We start from the raw sequence: 20,025 nt of genomic DNA on the forward strand, positions 1-20,025 counted from the left end.
TCCAAAAAGCAAAGGGCTCCGCTTTGGGCGGGCCCCCATCCGCACTGTCTGATCATTGTAACGTAAGCATTGCAATCCACTTGAAAACAAGTTTATAAAGGTTAGGGGAAATGACTATGCATCCCGAATTGGTGTATTTTTTAAAGCAACTCATCAATGGTCTTTCCGTGGGCGGAATGTATGCTGTGATTGCCATTGGCTATAGCATGGTATACTCCATCCTGTATATGATGAATTTTGCTCATGGAGATATCTATATCTTTGGAACCTTCATTGCCATGGCCCTTCTGGCGTCTTCGCTGCCGCCTTGGCTGGCAATTCTTTTGGCGGCGGTCTTCGGCGGCGTGATTGCCATGACCGTGGAACGGACGGTATACCGCCCGGTGCGCCATGCAAACCGTATTGTTCCCATGATCAGCGCCCTGGGGGCGGCGCTGGTGCTGCGGACGGTGGCCCAGGTCATCTGGGGGCCGCAGCAGATCGTTTATCCTTCCATCATTCCAGAAAATGTCATCCAGCTGGGGGATTTTCAGATTCTTTCCCAGAACATCCTTTCTATCGCGGTGGCAGGAGCCTGTGTGCTGCTGTTCACCATCCTCATCAAGTTTACAAAAATCGGAAAAGCAACCCAATGCGTCATTCAGGATATCAACACATCCAGCCTCATGGGCATTCCGGTGAATACCATCATCCCCATGGTCTATTGGCTGGGCGGCTTCTTCGGCGTCATCGGCGGCGTGATGATCTCCTCCTATTACAGCGTGATCAGCATTGAAATGGGCCTCTGGGGCACCTGCAAAGCATGGGCCGCGGCCCAGCTGGGCGGTGTTGGGAGTTTCTATGGCGCCTTTTTGGGCGGCATCCTGCTGGGCGTTCTGGAGACGCTGGCGGCGGCCTATCTGGGCGCCGGGTTTAAGGATTCCATCGGCTATATCGCCATCGTCCTCATCCTCTTGTTCCGGCCTCAGGGTCTGTTCGGAAAGAAAAAGGCGGTGAAAGTATGACATTTGCATCTCTGAAAAAAGCTGTAAACGCCAGAAAATGGCCGGTTCTGATCGTCTGCCTGGTGCTGCTGGTGGCGGCGCCCATCGTCATCCAGCATGGCCTTGTCCTCACGGTGATGATCTATATCATGCTCTATTCCATCCTGAGCATGGGGGATATGGTCATCCTGGGCTATGGCGGCATGCTGAATATGGGACACACCGCTTTTTACGGTGTGGGCGCCTATGTCTCGGCACTGCTGGCCCTGCATACCGACCTGCCGTTTATCGCCTGCTTTCTCATCGCGGGCATTGCGGCGGCCATCTTCGGCTTTCTGCTTTCGGTGCCCTGCCTGCGGGTTTCGGCAGACTTCCTGGGGCTCATCACACTGGCCTTTCTGGAGCTGTTCAAGGCGGTGGTCACCAACTGGACGGCTGTTACCCGCGGCCCCATGGGGCTGGTGGGCATCCCTTCGGCGTCCCTGTTCGGCTTTGAATTCAACACACAGATCCGCTTTTACTATCTGATCTTCGTGGTGCTGATCCTGGTGTATTTTATCCTGAGCCGCATGATGAAAGCGCCCTTCGGGCGGGCCTTGCAAGCCACCCGGGACGATGAAATCGGCGCGCGGGCCGTCGGGATCGACGTCAACCGGCAAAAGGTATATGCCTTTGTTGTGGGCGCGGCTGTGGCCGGCCTGGCAGGCAGCCTGTTTGCTCATTATGTGGGCTTTATCGCCCCCAACTCCTTTGCGCTGGATGCGACGCTTCTCATCACGCAGATGTGCATTCTGGGCGGCCTGGGCAGCCTGAAAGGCGCGATTTTCGGCGCAGCCTTTTTCACAATCATGCCGGAAATCATCCGCCCGCTGGCGGAATACCGCGTGGGCGTGGGCGGCGTCATCATGCTGCTGGTGATTCTCATCCGGCCCCAGGGCGTTCTGGGTTCCCGGGCTTTCGCCGGGAAAGGCGGCATTTTTGGAAATCTGGGCCGCCAGCTCAAGCGCCGCCAGGCTGCGCTGGCAAGGAGGAAGTGATATGGCATATGTGATAGAAATTCAGGATATCTGCATGCACTTTGGCGGCGTGCGCGCCGTGGACGGCATCAGCGCCCAGGTGAATCCATCGGAGATTTTCGGCATCATCGGCCCCAACGGCTCGGGCAAAAGCACGCTGATCAACGTTTTGACCGGCGTTTACCGCCCCACCCGGGGAAAGGTGATGTTTCTGGGGCAGGATATCACGGGCATGAAGCCCCACAAAATCGCGGGCCAGGGCATTGCACGAACCTTTCAGAACCTGCGGCTGTTTCATGCCATGACAGTTTTGGAAAACGTCATGATCGGGCAGCATACCCGCCTGAAGGCCGGCGGCTGGCAGGCCGTCCTGGGAACCAGGAAATTCCGGGAGAGCGAGCGGGAAGCCCGGGAACGGGCAGAGGAGGTTCTGAAGCTGGTGGGCCTGGAAAAGATGAGCAGCGAGATCGCCGCCGATATGGCCTATGGCCAGCAGAAACGGCTGGAGCTGGCGCGGGCTCTGGTGAGCGAGCCAAAGCTCTGCCTGCTGGACGAACCGGCGGCCGGGCTGAATTCCAAGGAAGCCATGGCCATGATGGAGCTCATCAAAAAGATCCGCAGAGAAAAGGACATTACCTTTATCCTGATCGAGCATAACATGGAAGCCATGATGTCCACAGCCGACCGGATCATGGTCATGGATGCCGGCAAAAAGATCGCAGAGGATATTCCGGAGGTCATCAAAAACGACCCGAAGGTCGTCCGGGTATATCTGGGAGAGGAGGCCAGCCATGCTGCTGAAAACGGATAATATCTGCACGAACTATGGCGCTGTGGAGGCCATCCGAAACATCAATATGTATGTGGAGGAAGGCGAGGTCGTCGCTTTCATCGGCCATAACGGCGCGGGAAAGACCACGCTTTTAAAGACGATTTCCGGCCTGCTGCGGCCCGTGAAGGGAACGGTGACCTGGATGGGAGAAAACATCACCGGCCGGCCGCCGGAAAAGATCGTCCGGGCGGGGATCTCCCAATGCCCGGAGGGGCGGCAGGTCTTTGCCGAATCCACGGTATACCAAAATATGGAGATGGGCGCTTATACCCGCAAGGATAAGCAGGCCATCCGGGAGGATATCGAAAAATATGAGGAGATCTTCCCGATTTTGAAGGAACGCCGCAGCCAGAAGGCCGGGCTGCTCTCAGGCGGCGAGCAGCAGATGCTGGCCATCGCCCGTTCCCTTATGAGCCGCCCCAAGCTGCTCATGCTGGATGAGCCTTCCCTGGGGCTGGCCCCGGTGGTGGTCAACGACGTCTATGACGTCATCCAGAAGATTAAGCAGCAGGGGGTGACCATCCTGCTGGTGGAGCAGAACGCCATGAAGGCCCTGGAGGTTTCCGACCGCGCCTATGTCATCAGCACGGGGGAAATCGCCCTGGAGGGAAAGAGTGAGGAGCTTCTGCAAAACGACGCTGTCAAAAAGGCTTATCTGGGCGGGTAGCTCCGCCCCAAAACAATAAGGAGGTAAAAAAATGAAGGCTTGGACTCGCAAAATACTGGCGGGGGTATTCGCCCTTGTCATGGCGCTCACCCTGGTTTCCTGCGGCGGGGAAGAGGCGCCGTCCACTCAGTCGCCGGACGCCACAGCGGCGGCCAATCCCGGCCAAAGCTCGGGAACCATTAAAATCGCCATGTCTACGGCCCAGACGGGCGCATTGGCGGAAGCGGGCGTTTCCCAGGTGAATTCGGCGGAAATGGCCATTGAAGAGATCAACAATGCCGGCGGCATCAACGGACAGCAGCTGGAGCTGGTGGTCTATGACGACAAGGGCGACGTGACCGAATCCACCCTGGTGGCCCAGCGGATTGTGCAGGATCCGGACTTTGTCTGCGTCATCGGCACTCTCACCAGCTCGACGACCCTGGCGACGCTGCCCATATATGAGGCGGCGGGGCTTCCCATGCTCAACCCCACGGCCAACAGTGTGGACATCAAGGGGACAGATTTCATCCGCATGTGCCTGGCCAGCGATGTGCAGGGGCCGCAGCTCACGGCCTGCGCCGTCAATAACTATGGCAAAAAGAAGCTGGCCGTAATCTATCCCATGAGCGATTTCGGAACCGGCATGCTGGAAATGTGCACCAACACGGCGGAAAAGCTGGGGGCGGAGATCGTCATGGCCGAGCCCTATACGGCCGGAACCGACCGGGATTTCTCCGTGCATCTCTCCAAGCTGGAAAAATCCGGCGCGGACGGCGTCCTGCTGCTGGGCGACTATAACGAAACCAGCATGATCATCGCCCAGGCCGACCGCATCGAAAGCCTTTCGGATATGCAGTATTTCATGGATGCCTCGATCCTGAGCGAAGTGTTCCTGGAGCGTATCAAGGACATTTCCCATGAGGAAAACTGCATCATCGCCGCAGGCTACAATCCCTATGACGACCGCGACCTTTACAAGGAATTTGCCCAGAAGCTCAAGGATAAATTCGGCATCGACACCAACGAGCCGGCGGTCTATACTTATGACCTCATCAACATCCTGGCCCAGGCGCTGGAGGCCGGCGCGACCCGGGAGACTTTGGCAGATACCATCAAGAGCATGGAATTTGAAAACATGATGTCTGCGCCCGGCACCATCAAGTTTGATGAAAAGGGCGACCGGGAGGCTCTGGAAATCGCCATCATCGGCGTCAAGGACAACGCCTTCTATTACACGGGCAACAACGTGGATATGACAGGCGCCATGGAATAAGAGAAGGACATTCTGCCGGGGACCGGGGCTTCCCGGTTCCCGCGGCACCCAGAAGCGGGGAGGGGCGGACGATGAAAAATTTGCTGGATCTGAGCGGGCGCAGCGCTGTTATCTTTGGCGGAACAGGAAATTTAGGCTCGTTTATCACAAAAAAGCTATACGAAAACGGAGCGAAGGTGGCCGTCAGCTATTATTTTGACCGGGAGGCCGAAATTGCACAAAAGCAGCTGGCTGCCCTCGATCCCACAGGGGAAAATGTGTTTGCCGGTTATGCCGACATCGCGGACCGGGATTCCGTGGAAGCGTTTGCGGCAGATGTGCGCAGGAAATTTTCCACCATCGATATCATGGTGAACACTGTGCATAACCCGGCGTTTACCCCAAAAGACGTCTATGACATGGAATGGTCGGACTGGAAAACCGATCTGGACGCCCAAAAGGGGCATTTCAATGCGTGTAAAAGCGTCCTGCCCGCCATGCGCGAGCAGCAATACGGACGGATCATATATATTTCCGGCGGCCTGGCCGTGCGCCATATGGCCAGCTCTGCCGCCTTCGCCTGCGTCAAGGGCGGCATGACTGCCTTTAACCGGACGCTGGCCATTGAAGAGGGAAGAAACAACATCACCGTGAATATCGTGGCGCCGGGGAAAATCACCTCTCTGGATACGGACGGCGCCTTTGCCTGGGACGACGCCGAGGCCGAGCTTTTGAGGCAGACCCCTCTTGGGCGGTTCGCCACCCAGGAAGAAGTGGCCAACACGGTATTATATTTTGCGTCGCCGCTGGCAGACGCCATGACAGGACAGATTCTCTATGTGGCCTGCGGCGAGCTGATGCGGTGAGGAAGGAGGAAGCATGCGGCTGTTGGAAGGAAAGACCGCCATCGTATACGGCGGCAGCGGCGTTCTCGGGAGCAAAATCGCCCGGGAGCTGTATGAACAGGGCACAAAGACCGCCATCCACTGCTTTCATGGATGGGAACGGGCGCAGAAGCTGGCGGAGGAGCTGGATCCCTCCGGAAAAAACGCCATAGCCGTCCAGGCAGACTGCGGCGATCCGCAGGCGCCGGCCGGGCTGGTAGAGAAGGTCAGAAATACTTTTGGTTCGGTGGATATCGTCGTGAACGCCGTCCATCCGCCCTTTGAGCCCGTCGATGTGGCGGATTCCAAAGACGGGGACTGGAAGCTGCATCTGGACGCCATGATGAGCGGATATCATATTTTCCAGACGGCGATCCCGGTGATGCGGGAGCAGCAATTTGGGCGGCTTATCTATATTTCTGCGGCCATGGCCGTGCGCTATGGGGCGGGCTGCTCCATGTATACGGCGGTTAAGCGGGGAATGAACGGCTTCTGCCGGACGCTGGCCATCGAGGAAGCCAAAAACAACATTCTGGTGAACATCGTCGCGCCGGGCGGCGTGGCGGATGCGGAAACCGAAACCGGCGAGGACTGGGACGAGATGACAAAGGAATTCATCGCCAAATGCGCGCTGGGGCGGTTTGCCACTTCGAAAGAGGTAGCCAACACGGTGGTGTACTTCGCCTCAGACCTGGCGGAGGGGATCACCGGGCAGACGCTCTATGTCAGCGGCGGCGAGATTATGCTCTGATCTATATAAAGAGGAGGGAAAAGAGATGCGGCTGGAAGGAAAGGTCGCCCTGGTGACGGGCGGGGCGCTCCGGGTGGGGCGTGTGCTGAGCCTGGCGCTGGCGGAAGCGGGAGCGGATGTCGTGGTGAACTACTACCGCACGCCCCGGGAGGCTCAGGAGACAAAGGCTGAAATTGAAAAGCTGGGACGGAGATGCCTTTTGATCGAAGCCGATGTGGGAAGCCGGCTGGAAAACGCCGCCATGATCGGCCAGATCGAAAGAGAGTTTGGGCGGCTGGATATCCTGGTGCACAACGCGGGGAACTTCAACGAAGCCCCGTTTTTGGAGATGACCGAGGCGTCCTGGGACAGCTCCATGAACCTGATCTTAAAAGGCCCCTTTTTCCTGAGCCAGAGTGCGGCGAAGCTCATGCTCAAAAACAAGAGCGGGCGGATCATCGCCATTGCGGGCAACTCGTATTTTGAAAACTGGCCGGATTTTATCCCCCATGCCATTGCCAAAACCGGGCTGGCGAAGATGATGCAGTCCCTGGCCGTGGCCCTTTCGCCCTATATTCAGTGCAACGCCGTCTGCCCTTCCACCATTCTCATGGCGGACGACGACCGGGACGCCCGGCAACGGGCAAAACGGGGCGAAACCGGCGCGGTCAACGATCCGCAGGCCCAAACCTATGTGGAACGGGGCGTGACTCTGCACCGGGGCAATCCCCAAGAGCTGGCGGAGATGGTGGTGTATATGGCGGGATGCAGCGGCTTTTTGAACGGAACCGTCCTGCCTCTGGACGGCGGCAAGACAATTCTGTAATTACGCATGTGACAAAAAAATAAAAGGAGAAGGTTATGAAAAAAATCATCAACGACCCCTTCGATTTTGTGGAAGAAATGACGGAGGGCATCTTAAAAGCACACAAAAAGGACTATCGGGCGGAAAACGGCGACCTGCGGGTGATCGTCCGGGCGGACGCTCCCGTGAAGGGCAAGGTGGCGATTGCCACGGGCGGCGGTTCCGGGCATCTGCCGGTGTTTATGGGCTATGTGGGCCCCGGTCTGGCGGACGGCGCGGCCATTGGAAACGTATTTTCCTCTCCCTCCACGGGGCAGATGTATCGGGTCACCAAGGCCATCGACGGCGGCGCAGGCGTGCTCTATCTCTATGGCCGCTATCAGGGCGACATGATGAACTTTGAGGCCGCTGCTGAAAAGGCCCGGGCGGAGGGAATCCCAGTGGAGACTGTGCTGGTGACCGACGACGTGGCTTCCGCGCCGCCGGAAAAATGGCAGGAGCGCCGGGGCGTGGCCGGGCTATTCTTTGCCTATAAAGCTGCCGGGGCCAAGGCCGCCGAGGGGGCCTCTCTTGCGGAGGTCAAGGCGGCTGCCGAGAAGGCGGTTGCCAACATTCGCAGTCTGGGCGTGGCGCTCGGGGCCTGCATTGTTCCGGCGGTGGGTGAACCCAATTTCACCCTGACGGAGGACGAAATGGAAGTCGGCATGGGAATCCATGGGGAGCAGGGCATTGAGCGAGTTCCCATGCGCAGCGCGGACGAAATTGCGGAGATCCTTGTGGAAAAGATCGTGCAGGATCTGCCCTTCCAGGCGGGCGACGAGGTGGCCGTGCTGGTGAACAGCCTGGGCGCGACGCCTCTGGAAGAACTCTATATTCTCTACCGCAAGGTGGACGAATTGCTGGAGGAGAAGGGAATCAACGTGTACCGGGCCTATGTGGGGCGGTATGCCTGCTCCATGGAGATGCAGGGCGCGTCGCTTACCCTCATGAAGCTGGACGACGAGCTGAAGCGGCTGGTAGACGCCCCCGCCGGTTCCCCCTTCTTCACGCAGATTTAAGGAGGGGCGGAGATGAAGAAACAGTTAACGGCGCAGGATCTTCCGGCGCTGACGGAATATATGGCCGGAAAAATGACGGCCCAGAAAAACGCCCTGGCGAAACTGGATTCCCTGACGGGAGACGGCGACATGGGCGTGACAGTAGTGCTGGCCTTCAAGGCCATGACCCGGGCCTGCAAACGGACCGGGGGCATGGGGATCGGCGAAATTTTCGCGCTTTTCAGCGAAGAAGTCGGGGAGAACGCCCCCTCCACCTTCGGCACGTTTATCGCCGCCATGCTTTTGGGCATGAGCGAGGCCCTTACGGATGTTTCTCTTGTCCGGGCGGAGGAGCTGGCCCGGGCACTGGAAGCGGCGGGGGAAAAGGTCATGGCCCGGGGCGGCGCGAAGCCAGGGGATAAAACCCTGCTGGATGCGCTGGTTCCGGCGGCCCAGGCGGCCCGGAAATGCGCGGACGCCGGGGAGGAGCTTTCGGAAGCTTCCCGGAAAGCGGCGCAGGCTGCGGCAGCGGGCGCGGCGGCCACGGAGGAGATGAAGGCGGTCACCGGCCGGGCGGGCTATATGGGCGAACGCACCGTGGGCAGCCGGGACCCGGGCGCCGAGGCGATATCCCTGCTGCTCCAATATTTTGACGAGTTTGTGCAGGCATAAGCGCCCATGCCTCGGCTCACGGGGCGCTTCCCTGAAAAAAATTCTCTGAATCGATGGGCGGAAAGCCGCCACGGAGCATGGGGAGAATTTTTGGGGCCGGAGATGGGCGCATAGGTCGTGGACCTATATAAGAAAAACTGCCGGAAACGGCGGATAGAATCAAGATAATCTGAAAAAAAGGAGAATGAAAAAATGGCAAAATTTGTACCCGAACCGTTCCGAATCAAAATGGTAGAAACCATCAAAATGACCACGCGGGAGGAGCGTGAACAGAAAATTAAGGAAGCGAAATATAACCTGTTCAACCTCCGGGGCGAGGATGTGTATATCGACTGTTTAACCGACAGCGGCACCAACGCCATGAGCGCGGGCCAGTGGTCGGCTCTCATGAACGGCGACGAGGCCTATGCCGGGGCCAGCAGCTATTACCGGCTGATAGACGCCGCCAAGGATATCTTCGGCTATGGTTATTTCCAGCCGGTGCATCAGGGCCGCGCGGCCGAAAAGGTTCTGTTCCCCACCTTCCTCTGCAAAGGGAAATACGCCATTTCCAACATGTTCTTTGACACCACCCGCGCCCATGTGGAGATCGCCGGGGCCCGCGCCATCGACTGCGTCGTTCCCGAGGCGGCGGATACATCCCTGCGCGCACCATTTAAGGGCAACATGGATGTGGAACGCCTGGAAAAGCTGATTAACGAGCTGGGCGCCGAAAACGTCGGCCTGGTGGTCATGACGCTCACCAACAATTCCGCCGGCGGCCAGCCTGTCTCCCTCAAAAATATGCGGGAGGTTTCCGCGGTCTGCAAGAAATATAACATTCCCCTGGATATCGATGCCGCCCGCTATGCGGAAAACGCCCAGTTCATCAAAATGCGGGAAGAAGAATGCAAGGATATGAGCATCCGTGAGATCGTCCGGGCGGTGTTTGACTGCGCCGATATGTTCACCATGTCCGCCAAGAAGGACACCATCGTCAACATGGGCGGCCTCATCGGCGTTAAGGACGGCGATTCCCCTCTGATCCTGAAGATCAAGGCCAACTGCATTTCCTTTGAGGGCTTCTATACCTATGGCGGCCTGAACGGGCGGGATCTGGAATGCCTGGCCGTTGGCCTCTATGAAGGCCTTGGCGAGGACTATCTGAAATACCGCATCGGCTCCATGCAGTATCTGGCCGACCGGCTGGATGAATACGGCATCCCCTATCAGGCGCCCATCGGCGGCCATGGTCTCTTCCTGGATGCCAAAAAGTTCTATCCCAATATCCCCTATTATGAATTCCCCGGGCAGGTACTCTCCATCGAGCTTTATAAGGAAGCGGGCATCCGCGGATGCGATATCGGCTCCTATATGATGGGCAACGATCCGGATACCGGCAAGCAGATTGAATCCATCAACGAATTCACCCGCCTTGCCATCCCGCGGCGGGTTTACACCCAGTCCCACTTTGATGTAATGATCGAAGCCATCAAGAACGTTTGGGACCGCCGCGCCGAGATCACAAGCGGCTATGAGATCACCTGGGAACCGCCGATTCTGCGGCACTTCCAGGCCAGCCTCCAGCCCGTGAAGAGATAATTCCGGCAACGCTACACAATAAAAAGGCCGCGAAGCCCCCAGCAGGGCTTTCGCGGCCTTTTTACTGGGGGAAACCATCGCGCCGGTGGAGCATGTGCAAACAGAGGTTGAGCGGAATCCCGTAGCAAAGAGGATTGCCGAGAAATGCGCCGCATGCAGGAAAAAACCAAAAAATTTCCTGAGGAATGGAAAAAGCAAGCACAGGACGATTTTTGTGCGCCCTGAGAACCGTGTTTTTTTGACCGGCGATTCAAGCCCTCCCGGACGGGTACATTACATAAGAAAAGAAAAATCGGGCCAGACTAAAAAACAACGAAGAGAAGGAGCGACGCATGAAAAACAGGGAAATTTATTTTGCCGGGGGATGCTTTTGGGGCGTGGAGGAATACTTTTCGGGTGTGCCGGGTGTCCTGCGGACGCAGACTGGCTATGCAAACGGGCATCAGGCCCATCCGACCTATGAAGCCGTGTGTACAGGGAAAACCGGGCACGCCGAGACGGTCCGGGTGGAATACCAGCCGGAAACCATCGGCCTAGAGCAGCTGCTGGAGCTGTTTTTTGCCGTCATCGATCCGGTTTCCGTCAACCGCCAGGGGCCGGATATCGGCCCGCAGTACCGCACGGGAATCTTTTATACCGATACGGAGGATGCGCCGGTGATCCTGGCGGCGCTGCAGCGGCTGCAAAGCCGGCAGGACAGACCGCTGGCCGTGGAGGCCGGGCCGCTGCTCTGCTTTTATCCCGCCGAAGAATACCACCAGGGATACTTGAAAAAGCACCCATATGGCTACTGCCATATTTCGAGAGAGGCGATGGAACAGGCAAAAAAGGGCGGCGGCTCTGCCCAAAAGACGCGGGAACAGCTCCGCCGGGAGCTGACTCCGCTGCAATATGAGGTTACCCAAAACGGGGGCACCGAGCCGCCCTTTCAAAATGAATACTGGGATTGCTGGGAACCCGGCATCTATGTGGATATCACCACCGGGGAGCCGCTGTTCTCCTCCAGAGACAAATTCGACGCGGGCTGCGGCTGGCCCAGCTTTACCCGCCCCATTGCGGAGGACCGCATTCAGGAGAAAGAGGACACGCGCTTGGGTATGGTGCGCACCGAGGTCAAAAGCAAAAAAGGGCAGGCGCATCTGGGCCATGTGTTTCCCGACGGCCCGGCGGCGCAGGGAGGGAAACGCTATTGCATTAACAGCGCTTCCCTGCGCTTTATCCCCCGGGATCAGATGGAGCGGGAGGGATATGGAAAAGATCTCTCCCTTTGGGAGGAAGGCTGAGCTTATTCGCCGGCGGCCAGTTCGATGACCTGCCCCGGATAGATGCGGTTGGGGTCGGCGATGCGGTTCAGCCGGGCCAGATGCGTCACGGTGGTGTGGAACCGGCTGGCAATGCGGGAAAGGGTGTCGCCGCGGCGCACCGTATAGGTGGCGGCGGCCTGCGCCGAATTGCCCTGCCGGATCCGCAGGATCTCGCCGGTATAAATCAGATTGGGATTGGGAATCCCGTTGAGGGTGAGCAGGCTGCCCACCGTGGTGTCAAAACGCCGGGCAATGCGGGAAAGCGTATCCCCCCGGCGGACGGTATATTCCATAAGGGAAGAATCCGCGGCCGGATCGGCATGGACCGCGCTGACTTTCAAAATCTGGCCGGTGCGGATGCGGTCGGGATTGGAAATGCCGTTTTCCCGGGCCAGCTGGGCCACAGTCGTGCCGTATTTTTTTGCAATGCGGGAAAGGGTGTCGCCCCGCTGCACCTTATAGTAGATATCCTCCCGGGGCGGCGTGTCCGGATGGGGGATGGGGGAGGTTTCGGAAAGGAGGATATCTTCAGTAAAGATATCCCGGTCCACATCGCCGCGGATACCGGCGATGCGCCCCGTGTTGGAATACTGAAAGCCCACCCAGGTTTCCCAGTTGCCGTTGTCGCGGGGCTCCTCCACGCCGTATTCGGCCACCCAGATCGGCCATTTTTCCGCGGTTTCTTTGGAAAAATGCACCCGGGCGGCATAGTTGCTGGTATAGATGGCGGCTTTTTTGCCGGTCAGCTCCTCCACTTTGGAGAGGAAGGCCTGCACCATGCTGTTGAACTGAGATTTCGTCATATCGCTGAAATATTCAAAATCGCCCACCAGCAGACAGTCGGGCTCCCGGCCGCCCAGGAGAGAGACGAAATATTCGGCCTGCCGCTCGGCCTCCGCCGTGGTTTTGGCGGTGACAAAGTGATAGAAGCCGACTTTCAGCCCCTGGGCCTTGGCCTCGGCATAGTTCCGGCTGAAATAGGGGTCGGCATAGGTTGCCCCCTGCCCGGCACGCATATAGACGATCTCAATGCCCGCCGCCTTGACGCGGGAATAGTCGATGGTTCCCTGCCATTTGCTCACATCGATGCCGTCAAACTGGGCCGGGCTGGAAGGGGCAAAGGCAAAAACCGGGGAAACAATGCAAAATACAGTGAGAAACGCGGCGAAAACGCCGGTTATTTTTCTCCAGATCCGTTTCATATTCGTTATACCTCCGAAAAGGCAGCCTGTTTTCCGGGCCGCCGGGGATTTTTTAAAACTGCCGGGCGGCACATAGGCCGCCTGTTGTAGAATATGAAGCGGAATCCGGGAAGGTTACGAAAAAAGAGGGGCGGAAGGACGGGGAAACCCCGTTCAGCCGCTTTCCGGGCCGCGGAGCGCCGCTTTTAAAAGCGGCAGGGGGATTTTGCCGCGCAGCCATTCTTCTCACAGATGGATTTCCGCGCGCCCGCAGCGGTTATTGGACGGGCCGAAATGAAAATAAGGGCGGAAAACCGCCCTTCCTGCATATCATGGCTTTATATGCCCGGGTTCCTTTTTGGGCTGATCGTCCGGCTGGGGCGGATGGATGGCATAAAGTTCGCCGTAGTTTTCTCCTTCGGCTTCCTCCAGGATGCCGGAGGGAACGAGGCCGGTGCATTCGTGGGCAGAGGCCGTGGTATTCAGCGTATAAAACGGGTCTTTGGAAACGTCAAATTTGTCGGTTTTCTTTTTATCCATGGCTTTTCTCCTTTATATATAAACTCTTTGGTTAGTTTTGCCGGAAGAAAAGGAATTATGCGTCTTCCCCTTCGGGGAAAAATCTGCTATAGTGGCAGTATGCCAAAAGGGCGGAAGGAGAGGAAACGATGCAGGACAGAGTTGTCATTCGCCCGGCCGCTTTGGAGGATGCCCGGGACATTTATGAGATCAACCGGACCAGCCTGGGCTATGCCATCGGATGGGACATGCTTTATTCGCAGTTCAAAAAGATTCTCGGGAATCCGGATCACCGGGTTTGGATCGCGCAGACGGAAGAAGGCGGAGTTTGGGGCTATGTACATGCCTGCCGCTATGAATGCCTGTTTGGGGGCCCCATGAAAAACATCATTTCCCTGGCGGTGAGCCCCAGGGCCCAGGGACACGGCGTGGGACGCCGCCTGGTGGAAGCCGTGGAGGCGTGGGCGGAAGAAGAGGATTCCTTCGGCGTCCGGCTGATTTCGGGCTGCGAGCGGACAAGCGCTCACCGCTTCTATGAAAAATTGGGATACCGCAACCGCAAGGACCACAAAAATTTCTATAAGCTGGTGCTTGCCGAGGAAGAATGCCGGCGGCGCTGGGAAGCGGATGCGGATAGAGAAGAATAAAAAAATCCGGATGTATTTCAGCCCGGGCGGCGCCGGGGCTGTCAAAGCAAAATCAATAGAAAGGCAAGGACAGAAATATGGTTGTTATGGAAATGGAAAATGGGGGCAAAATAAAAATCCAGCTGGATGAAACCGCCGCCCCGAAAACGGTAAAGAATTTTGAAGATCTGGTGAAAAAAGGCTTTTATGACGGCCTTACGTTTCACCGCGTCATTTCGGGCTTTATGATCCAGGGCGGCTGTCCCAAGGGCAACGGCACGGGCGGCCCGGGATATACCATCGAAGGGGAATTTGCGGCCAACGGCATTTCCAATCCCCTGAAGCATACCCGGGGCGTGATCTCCATGGCCCGGGCGATGGACCCCAATTCCGCGGGTTCCCAGTTCTTCATCATGCATGCGGATGCGCCGCATCTGGATGGACAGTATGCCGCCTTCGGCAAGGTCGTGGAGGGCATGGATGTGGTGGATGAAATTGCGGAGTGCGAGACGGATTTTTCCGATAAGCCTCTAAAAAAGGTCGTCATCAAGCGCATGACCATAGAAGAATAACGGCGAAGAGAAAAGCGGGTGAAAGCCCGCTTTTTTTCATAGACGAAAGAAGATAACCTCCCCGCTTTCCGGAAAACAACGGCCATCTGAAACATGGGGAAGCGGCCGCAGGGAAACTAGCGCTTCCGGGAGAAAGAAGCTGTTTCCCGAAAACAGATTCGGCGGGCGTTTTTTTATGATTGTAAAATTTCACGGATTTTTTGGACTTTGAAGATGAAAAAACGGGAAGACTTTGAAAAAAACTTCCAAAAAGCAGGAAAAACGGCTGTTTTTTGTATAAAAAATGCCATGGGTAAAAGATATTTCCAGTGTATATTTTTGTTTCTGGGGCAAATTAATAGCACACAGGAAAGAAATTCTCCTGTGAAAAAAGAAGTCGGAAAAGACGATTATTAAGAAAGGTTGGAGGTGAAAAAAACATGTCTAATAAATCCAGCAATAGAACAGTCGTTCCCGAGGCGAAGGAGTATTTGAACAAGATGAAATACGAAGTTGCCAGCGAGCAGGGCATCAACCTGAAGCAGGGTTACAACGGCGATCTGACGGCGAAGGAAAACGGCACCGTTGGCGGTTATATGGTCAAAAAGATGATCGAACAGTACCAGAATTCGTAACATACACAGTAAAAAATGTACGATGCAATGAAAATTTGAAAGAAGGAGGGACTACAACATGAACAACAACAGTTATGCATCTGATACGGCACAGGCCCGTCAGAAGATGGAAAACATGAAGTATGAAGTTGCCAATGAAGTTGGTGTAAACCTGAAAAAGGGTTACAATGGTGACCTGACTTCCAAGGAAGCCGGTTATGTTGGCGGCAACATGGTGAAGAAGATGATCGAACAGGTCGAGCGTTCTATGGCGAACAAATAAGCAATATTGCCTTGAATACGAGACGAGTTATTTTATAAAAGGGGAGGCGCATGCCGCCTCTCTTTTTTTGCCTTTACAGTTCCGCTGCCGGAGGGAGAGGCGGCGGAGCTGAACCGGCGGAATACCGGCGCGGACGCTATATTTTGGAAAGGATAGTTTCTGCGCTTTGAATTTTCTGTAAAAAAGCAAAAAACTTATAAAAAATATGGTATAATGAACGCACGGCATAAACGGAAGGGCAAGCCCTTCCGAAGCTTGGGCGTTCATTGACGGCTGCCATTGCCGCACGATGCTCGGCAAAGACCTGGTATAATGAACGCAGCCCTCGCCGGGCGGGCGTGACTGGTTTGGCGGGTTCTGCGAATACTGGCGTGTAAACGAGAGAAGGACGCATCCCCGAAACGGGGAGCCGTCCGATTGCCCTCGCCGGGCAGGCACGACCATGACAATATGTGCGGGAAGGCAATCCTGCCGGCACAAGAAAACAGAGATGGTTCGGGAACTTTCCCCCTCGTCGGGTGGGCAAGACTCGGCAGGCAAGAACCGCGGATGCAGGCGGATAAGCGAACGGGCAGAGGCGTCACGGAAAGGGATGGAGGATTCGCCGGCGTGCGAAGAGTCTGGCGGCAGGGCTCCCGAAAGCCGGGACGGAAAAGAGGATCAACCGGGAGATTCCCGGTAAAAAATAAAGAAAAAAGGAACGCAGACGGATGGAAGAATATGTGCTTTTTACAGACTGTACGGCGGATTTGCCGGCGGAATTGGCCAGGGAATGGGGCATCGAGATGCTCCCCATGGAAGTGAAAATCGGGCAGGACGAATATCTGCACTATGCCGATGCCCGGGAAATCGGTTTTGCTGAATTTTATAAGCGGCTTCGGGCGGGGGAGATGGCGACGACTTCCCAGATCACCCCGGCGGCGTTTCGGAAGTATTTTACGCCGTTTTTGCAGGAGGGCAGGGATATTTTATATATCGCCTTTTCCTCCGGCCTGAGCGGGACATACGGTGCGGCAGTGCTGGCGGCGGAAGAGCTGATGAAGGAATTTCCCGGCCGGAAAATCCGCTGCGTCGATTCCCTGGCGGCGTCGGTGGGCGAGGGACTGCTGGTATATACGGCGGCGCAGAAAAAGCGGGAAGGCATGTCTCTGGCCGAGCTGGCGGCCTGGACCGAGGAGAGCCGCGGCCACCTCTGCCATTGGTTTACCGTGGACGATCTGCATTTCTTAAAGCGGGGCGGACGGGTTTCTGCTGTTTCCGCGACCTTTGGTTCCATGCTCAAAATCAAGCCGGTTCTGCATGTGGATGACGAAGGGCACCTGATCCCCATGAAAAAGGCCCACGGGCGCAAAAAGGCGCTGAAGGAGCTGGTGGAGATGATGCGGGAAACCGTGGAAGCGCCGGAGGGACAGACCATCTTCATCGGTCATGGCGACTGCGCAGAGGATGCGGAACTGGTGGCGCGGCTGGTTCGGGCGGAGTTCCCGGTGAAGGAAGTGCGCACGACGTATATCGGGCCGGTGATCGGAAGCCATTCGGGGCCGGGAACCGTGGCGCTGTTCTTTTTTGGAAGCCATAAATAGAAATACGGAAAAGACCTGCGGCTGTTTGCGAACAGCCGCTTTTTTTGTGGGCATGGCGCCGGAAGGAAAGTTATCTTTTTCATCCGAAAAACGGCAAAAAAAGGGGAAACCTGCGGGAACGGACGAGGGGGGAAGGCGTCCGTGCCGGTATGAAAATGCGAGGCTGAAAAAATGACGGGCCGCTGTTTTTTGCCTTCGGCCTCTATATGGGAAAGCGTATTTGCAGTTTGGAAACATGAAAAGAGGTATGGCAACCGATGCGGCGGACAGGCTCTCGCTGAGGGGATATGAACCCCTGGGGCAGCGGAACGGCGGACCCAATGGGACGAAAATAAGGGGGAAAGGTTCCGCTGGACAAAGGTTTCAGCGCATATTTTGGAGGAAAATATTGTTCGGATATCAGCCCATCGGGAAAAGGGAAGAGGAAAGCAGAAAAAGCCGGATAAGAGAGGCGATATGGTGAGAAAAGCAATGCCGTGTGGGCGTAATCCTCTGCCAAGGACAAAAAAGGAATATGAGCAGATGCAACCGTGCGGGAAAGGGCCTGTGTTTGCAGGAAATATTATTGTGCGAGTATGGCCGTCCGCCGAGGGAAAGAAAAAGAATGAGAGCAGATGCAACCGTGCGGAAAGAGACTGTGTTTGCAGGAAATATTATCGTGCGGGAAAGGCCGTCCGCCGAGGACCCATTGCCCGGGAAAAGCGCGGACGCGTTGACGCGAAAAAGGGCCGGAGCCTATAATGGAAATAGAATACTGCGAGGGAGAGGAAAACGGCGATGCGAAACCGGCAAAAACGCTTTATGCCCACGGGGCTGGCCTGCCTGCTGCTGGCGGTTTTGCTCGCCCTGGCAGGGTGCAGGGCGGTTCCCTGGGAACCGGCGCTGGAGGTTTCCGGACAAGGAACAGACAGCCTGATACAGCTGAAAAACATTGGAACAGCGGAGGAAAATGCGGCGCTGGAGGAGTATTCCCGCGCTCTTTCAAAAGCGCTGGAGGACTCCGGAGACGGCGCGGTTCTGCGTGTCGCCTATGCGATGGAAAAAAAGGAGGGGGTCCTCTATATCCATCATTGGCTGGAGGGGGAGGAAGCCAGAATCCCCCTGCGGGACATCACGCGGGACGCGGAGGGGCTGCATATTCCGGACCTGCCGGACGATGCGCTTTTGCAGACGGAAGGTTTTTTAAACGGCGCTATGACTCTGGCGCGCTGCGGCGTTTCACCCGAGATGTATGGCGAAGGCGAGGCCACAGAACGGGAGATGAGCCGGGATATGGTGGCGCTCTTTGAAAACCTGGCGGGCCGGGCGATCCAGCCGGACCCATATCCGGAAACGGCGGAGAGCCTGGAATATAAAAAAGCATGCTGGCTGGAGATTCCCATGAGCGGCGAAGCCTATTACCTGGAGGGAAAAGAGCCGGTGTTCCCGCTCTATTTCACAACGGCGGTGGAGCTGTTTGTGGAAAAGGCGGAAAAGGAGATCTATGGGCGGTATGGCGGCGCTGTGAGCGAAAGCGAGGCGATGCGGCTGCTCTGCCTGTTTTTGACGACTTCGTATGGCCCGCAGAGGGAATGGGAGGAGCTGGCGGCGGCATTGGCTGCCCGGACGCAGACCGGCCGGGGCGGCACGACGCCCCTGAACCGCGGGGCGCTGGCAGAGAGCCTGGTGTGGATTTATGAAGGCGTGCAGGGGGAGATTCCCCGGTCGGAATGGTCGGTAAAGCTGGAGGATACGCCAAAACAGGCCGCTAAAAAAGCGGTGGGCACCGGCCTGATGCGTGCCTTTCCCTGTGAACGGCTGTTCAGCCCGGAATATACCCTGCATATGGTGGAATTGCCGGCCCTGCTCCGCCAGTTCACGCAGACGGTGCGGCAAAACTGGTTTACAGAAAAGCGGGAGATGGACGCGGGATATCTCAGCTATGCCCAGCTGGTGGCGGGGATAGGGCGGGTAGACGATTATTTCGCCGGCCGGAGAGCCGCCGTGCTTTCCCATGAAACCGTGGTTAACGACAGGGCATATTCCTGGTATGCCAGCCAATACGATACGGGGAAATATGCGGATATCAACTGTATGCCCACCAACACCTATATGGGAATCAAATGGTACCGGGAGGATTTTGACGGGACACCTGAAACCCTGCGGGAGGAATCCGGAAGCACCGGCGGCTGGCCCGGGCGGCTCGTGGAGGAGGCGCTCCAGAGGCACGGCGTTCCCTTTGCCGTGGAGGAAGCCACCAAGGCGAACCTGCAAAAGCTCCTGAAGAACGGCGGGATCGCCCTGGTGCAGATATCCCAGGGCGATCCGGAGGACGAAGGGCACTGCATGCTGATTTACGGCTATGATACCTATGGGGAGACGACGGAGTTCATCGTCCACGACCCGGGATATTGGGGCACCGACCCGGCGACGGGCGAGCCGGAGGGACAGGGGCGCCGGATAGAATCCGACTATGCCATGTTCATCATCCAGAATTTCGTTTCCTACTATATCGCTATCTATCCGCCGGAAGGGGAATAGAACCAAAAAAGGCAAATGGAGAGGAGGAAAAAGCCTCCCTGTTCTGGTGCCAAGACAACCGGCGCGATAGAAACTCTGGCGGCTGGATGAACCCCGGCAGGAGAAGGAAACCTGCGCAGAAATACCGCAAAATGGAGAAAACTGAGGATGGGGCAAGGAATGCGGCATCCCTGGGCGAACCCCCGGGGCGCGATGCTTTCCCGGCGGGCCGGCCCGCCATATTTTCTCCCGCGGCGGGGTGAGTTTTTCCCCATCCGCCCGCCTGTTTTTGTTTTCCCCGCTTGTGCCGCGCAAGAATTCCGGCCCTGTTTTGATCTGCGTTTATTTTTTTGCCCTTTTAATGCCTTCTGTCCGCCGGGAAAACGGGGCCGTCTGCCAAAACGTCTTTTTTAGGAATTATCCG

At 56.9% G+C, this 20,025-nt stretch carries 21 protein-coding genes; 19 read left to right on the forward strand and 2 right to left on the reverse strand.

What is annotated here, in order from left to right:
* Window positions 1-116 precede the first annotated feature (116 nt).
* The 12 genes from H8693_RS10155 (at window position 117) to msrB (ending at window position 11,724) form a co-directional block, all read left to right on the forward strand.
* On the forward strand, window positions 117-1,004 hold the full coding sequence (locus tag H8693_RS10155; RefSeq protein ID WP_178620831.1) for a branched-chain amino acid ABC transporter permease: 888 nt from the start codon (window positions 117-119) through the stop codon (window positions 1,002-1,004).
* Window positions 1,001-2,020 carry a branched-chain amino acid ABC transporter permease gene (locus H8693_RS10160; protein ID WP_249280876.1) on the forward strand — a complete coding sequence of 340 codons (1,020 nt, stop codon included), beginning with the start codon at window positions 1,001-1,003 and terminating at the stop codon, window positions 2,018-2,020. Before H8693_RS10155 ends, H8693_RS10160 begins: the two co-directional genes overlap by 4 nt.
* Window position 2,021: 1 nt before the next feature.
* Window positions 2,022-2,810, forward strand: a complete 789-nt coding sequence (locus H8693_RS10165; protein ID WP_249280877.1) for an ABC transporter ATP-binding protein — start codon at window positions 2,022-2,024, stop codon at window positions 2,808-2,810.
* The gene (locus tag H8693_RS10170) at window positions 2,791-3,498 is read left to right on the forward strand and encodes an ABC transporter ATP-binding protein (protein ID WP_249280878.1); all 708 of its coding nucleotides are present in this window, start codon (window positions 2,791-2,793) and stop codon (window positions 3,496-3,498) included. Before H8693_RS10165 ends, H8693_RS10170 begins: the two co-directional genes overlap by 20 nt.
* A 31-nt stretch (window positions 3,499-3,529) precedes the next feature.
* A complete protein-coding gene (locus tag H8693_RS10175) occupies window positions 3,530-4,753 on the forward strand; it encodes an ABC transporter substrate-binding protein (RefSeq protein WP_249280879.1) in 1,224 nt (407 codons plus the stop codon).
* Between the two features lie 71 nt (window positions 4,754-4,824).
* Window positions 4,825-5,598, forward strand: coding sequence for an SDR family NAD(P)-dependent oxidoreductase (locus tag H8693_RS10180; protein ID WP_249280880.1), 774 nt, complete (start codon window positions 4,825-4,827; stop codon window positions 5,596-5,598).
* 13 nt (window positions 5,599-5,611) lie between these two features.
* The gene (locus tag H8693_RS10185; RefSeq protein ID WP_249280881.1) at window positions 5,612-6,367 is read left to right on the forward strand and encodes an SDR family NAD(P)-dependent oxidoreductase; all 756 of its coding nucleotides are present in this window, start codon (window positions 5,612-5,614) and stop codon (window positions 6,365-6,367) included.
* A gap of 25 nt (window positions 6,368-6,392) precedes the next feature.
* A complete protein-coding gene (locus H8693_RS10190; RefSeq protein ID WP_249280882.1) occupies window positions 6,393-7,172 on the forward strand; it encodes an SDR family NAD(P)-dependent oxidoreductase in 780 nt (259 codons plus the stop codon).
* 35 nt (window positions 7,173-7,207) lie between these two features.
* Window positions 7,208-8,209 (forward strand): dihydroxyacetone kinase subunit DhaK, encoded by a 1,002-nt coding sequence (locus H8693_RS10195; protein WP_249280883.1) that lies wholly within the window; start codon window positions 7,208-7,210, stop codon window positions 8,207-8,209.
* A 12-nt stretch (window positions 8,210-8,221) separates the two neighbouring features.
* Complete coding sequence (locus tag H8693_RS10200) at window positions 8,222-8,860, forward strand: DAK2 domain-containing protein (protein ID WP_249280884.1); 639 nt, start codon at window positions 8,222-8,224, stop codon at window positions 8,858-8,860.
* Window positions 8,861-9,052: 192 nt separating this feature from the next.
* Window positions 9,053-10,441, forward strand: a complete 1,389-nt coding sequence (locus tag H8693_RS10205) for a tryptophanase (RefSeq protein ID WP_249280885.1) — start codon at window positions 9,053-9,055, stop codon at window positions 10,439-10,441.
* A 332-nt stretch (window positions 10,442-10,773) separates the two neighbouring features.
* Window positions 10,774-11,724: a peptide-methionine (R)-S-oxide reductase MsrB gene (msrB, locus tag H8693_RS10210; protein ID WP_249280886.1), complete on the forward strand. Its 951-nt coding sequence runs from the start codon at window positions 10,774-10,776 to the stop codon at window positions 11,722-11,724.
* A gap of 2 nt (window positions 11,725-11,726) precedes the next feature.
* On the opposite strand, the gene H8693_RS10215 is transcribed toward msrB, so the two are convergent.
* Together H8693_RS10215 and H8693_RS10220 are read right to left on the reverse strand one after the other, a co-directional pair.
* Window positions 11,727-12,947: a LysM peptidoglycan-binding domain-containing protein gene (locus H8693_RS10215; protein ID WP_249280887.1), complete on the reverse strand. Its 1,221-nt coding sequence runs from the start codon at window positions 12,945-12,947 to the stop codon at window positions 11,727-11,729.
* A gap of 309 nt (window positions 12,948-13,256) precedes the next feature.
* Window positions 13,257-13,466: a hypothetical protein gene (locus H8693_RS10220; protein ID WP_249280888.1), complete on the reverse strand. Its 210-nt coding sequence runs from the start codon at window positions 13,464-13,466 to the stop codon at window positions 13,257-13,259.
* Window positions 13,467-13,594: 128 nt separating this feature from the next.
* Here H8693_RS10220 and H8693_RS10225 point away from each other — a divergent pair, with 128 nt between their 5' ends.
* From H8693_RS10225 to H8693_RS10255, 7 genes are all read left to right on the forward strand, one after another.
* Window positions 13,595-14,092 carry a GNAT family N-acetyltransferase gene (locus H8693_RS10225; protein ID WP_249280889.1) on the forward strand — a complete coding sequence of 166 codons (498 nt, stop codon included), beginning with the start codon at window positions 13,595-13,597 and terminating at the stop codon, window positions 14,090-14,092.
* 77 nt (window positions 14,093-14,169) lie between these two features.
* Window positions 14,170-14,643 (forward strand): peptidylprolyl isomerase, encoded by a 474-nt coding sequence (locus H8693_RS10230; RefSeq protein WP_249280890.1) that lies wholly within the window; start codon window positions 14,170-14,172, stop codon window positions 14,641-14,643.
* A 213-nt stretch (window positions 14,644-14,856) separates the two neighbouring features.
* The gene (locus H8693_RS10235; RefSeq protein WP_249280891.1) at window positions 14,857-15,039 is read left to right on the forward strand and encodes a hypothetical protein; all 183 of its coding nucleotides are present in this window, start codon (window positions 14,857-14,859) and stop codon (window positions 15,037-15,039) included.
* Window positions 15,040-15,062: 23 nt separating this feature from the next.
* The gene (locus H8693_RS10240) at window positions 15,063-15,257 is read left to right on the forward strand and encodes an alpha/beta-type small acid-soluble spore protein (RefSeq protein WP_249280892.1); all 195 of its coding nucleotides are present in this window, start codon (window positions 15,063-15,065) and stop codon (window positions 15,255-15,257) included.
* Between the two features lie 58 nt (window positions 15,258-15,315).
* Window positions 15,316-15,519, forward strand: a complete 204-nt coding sequence (locus tag H8693_RS10245) for an alpha/beta-type small acid-soluble spore protein (RefSeq protein WP_249280893.1) — start codon at window positions 15,316-15,318, stop codon at window positions 15,517-15,519.
* A gap of 710 nt (window positions 15,520-16,229) precedes the next feature.
* Window positions 16,230-17,102, forward strand: a complete 873-nt coding sequence (locus tag H8693_RS10250; protein ID WP_178620793.1) for a DegV family protein — start codon at window positions 16,230-16,232, stop codon at window positions 17,100-17,102.
* Between the two features lie 777 nt (window positions 17,103-17,879).
* On the forward strand, window positions 17,880-19,622 hold the full coding sequence (locus H8693_RS10255; RefSeq protein WP_249280894.1) for a C39 family peptidase: 1,743 nt from the start codon (window positions 17,880-17,882) through the stop codon (window positions 19,620-19,622).
* The last annotated feature ends 403 nt before the right edge of the window (window positions 19,623-20,025 follow it).

This window comes from Guopingia tenuis (assembly GCF_014384805.1).
GTDB classification, from domain to species: Bacteria; Bacillota; Clostridia; order Christensenellales; family Christensenellaceae; genus Guopingia; species Guopingia tenuis.

Coding starts and splice junctions, on each gene's coding strand:
- H8693_RS10190 (WP_249280882.1), top strand. CDS start 6,393: ATGCGGCTGGAAGGAAAGGTCGCCCTGGTGACGGGCGGGGCGCTCCGG.
- H8693_RS10160 (WP_249280876.1), top strand. CDS start 1,001: ATGACATTTGCATCTCTGAAAAAAGCTGTAAACGCCAGAAAATGGCCG.
- H8693_RS10180 (WP_249280880.1), top strand. CDS start 4,825: ATGAAAAATTTGCTGGATCTGAGCGGGCGCAGCGCTGTTATCTTTGGC.
- H8693_RS10225 (WP_249280889.1), top strand. CDS start 13,595: ATGCAGGACAGAGTTGTCATTCGCCCGGCCGCTTTGGAGGATGCCCGG.
- H8693_RS10195 (WP_249280883.1), top strand. CDS start 7,208: ATGAAAAAAATCATCAACGACCCCTTCGATTTTGTGGAAGAAATGACG.
- H8693_RS10240 (WP_249280892.1), top strand. CDS start 15,063: ATGTCTAATAAATCCAGCAATAGAACAGTCGTTCCCGAGGCGAAGGAG.
- H8693_RS10235 (WP_249280891.1), top strand. CDS start 14,857: ATGAAAAAACGGGAAGACTTTGAAAAAAACTTCCAAAAAGCAGGAAAA.
- H8693_RS10255 (WP_249280894.1), top strand. CDS start 17,880: ATGCGAAACCGGCAAAAACGCTTTATGCCCACGGGGCTGGCCTGCCTG.
- H8693_RS10165 (WP_249280877.1), top strand. CDS start 2,022: ATGGCATATGTGATAGAAATTCAGGATATCTGCATGCACTTTGGCGGC.
- H8693_RS10250 (WP_178620793.1), top strand. CDS start 16,230: ATGGAAGAATATGTGCTTTTTACAGACTGTACGGCGGATTTGCCGGCG.
- H8693_RS10205 (WP_249280885.1), top strand. CDS start 9,053: ATGGCAAAATTTGTACCCGAACCGTTCCGAATCAAAATGGTAGAAACC.
- msrB (WP_249280886.1), top strand. CDS start 10,774: ATGAAAAACAGGGAAATTTATTTTGCCGGGGGATGCTTTTGGGGCGTG.
- H8693_RS10185 (WP_249280881.1), top strand. CDS start 5,612: ATGCGGCTGTTGGAAGGAAAGACCGCCATCGTATACGGCGGCAGCGGC.
- H8693_RS10200 (WP_249280884.1), top strand. CDS start 8,222: ATGAAGAAACAGTTAACGGCGCAGGATCTTCCGGCGCTGACGGAATAT.
- H8693_RS10220 (WP_249280888.1), bottom strand. CDS start 13,466: ATGGATAAAAAGAAAACCGACAAATTTGACGTTTCCAAAGACCCGTTT.
- H8693_RS10245 (WP_249280893.1), top strand. CDS start 15,316: ATGAACAACAACAGTTATGCATCTGATACGGCACAGGCCCGTCAGAAG.
- H8693_RS10230 (WP_249280890.1), top strand. CDS start 14,170: ATGGTTGTTATGGAAATGGAAAATGGGGGCAAAATAAAAATCCAGCTG.
- H8693_RS10175 (WP_249280879.1), top strand. CDS start 3,530: ATGAAGGCTTGGACTCGCAAAATACTGGCGGGGGTATTCGCCCTTGTC.
- H8693_RS10155 (WP_178620831.1), top strand. CDS start 117: ATGCATCCCGAATTGGTGTATTTTTTAAAGCAACTCATCAATGGTCTT.
- H8693_RS10215 (WP_249280887.1), bottom strand. CDS start 12,947: ATGAAACGGATCTGGAGAAAAATAACCGGCGTTTTCGCCGCGTTTCTC.
- H8693_RS10170 (WP_249280878.1), top strand. CDS start 2,791: ATGCTGCTGAAAACGGATAATATCTGCACGAACTATGGCGCTGTGGAG.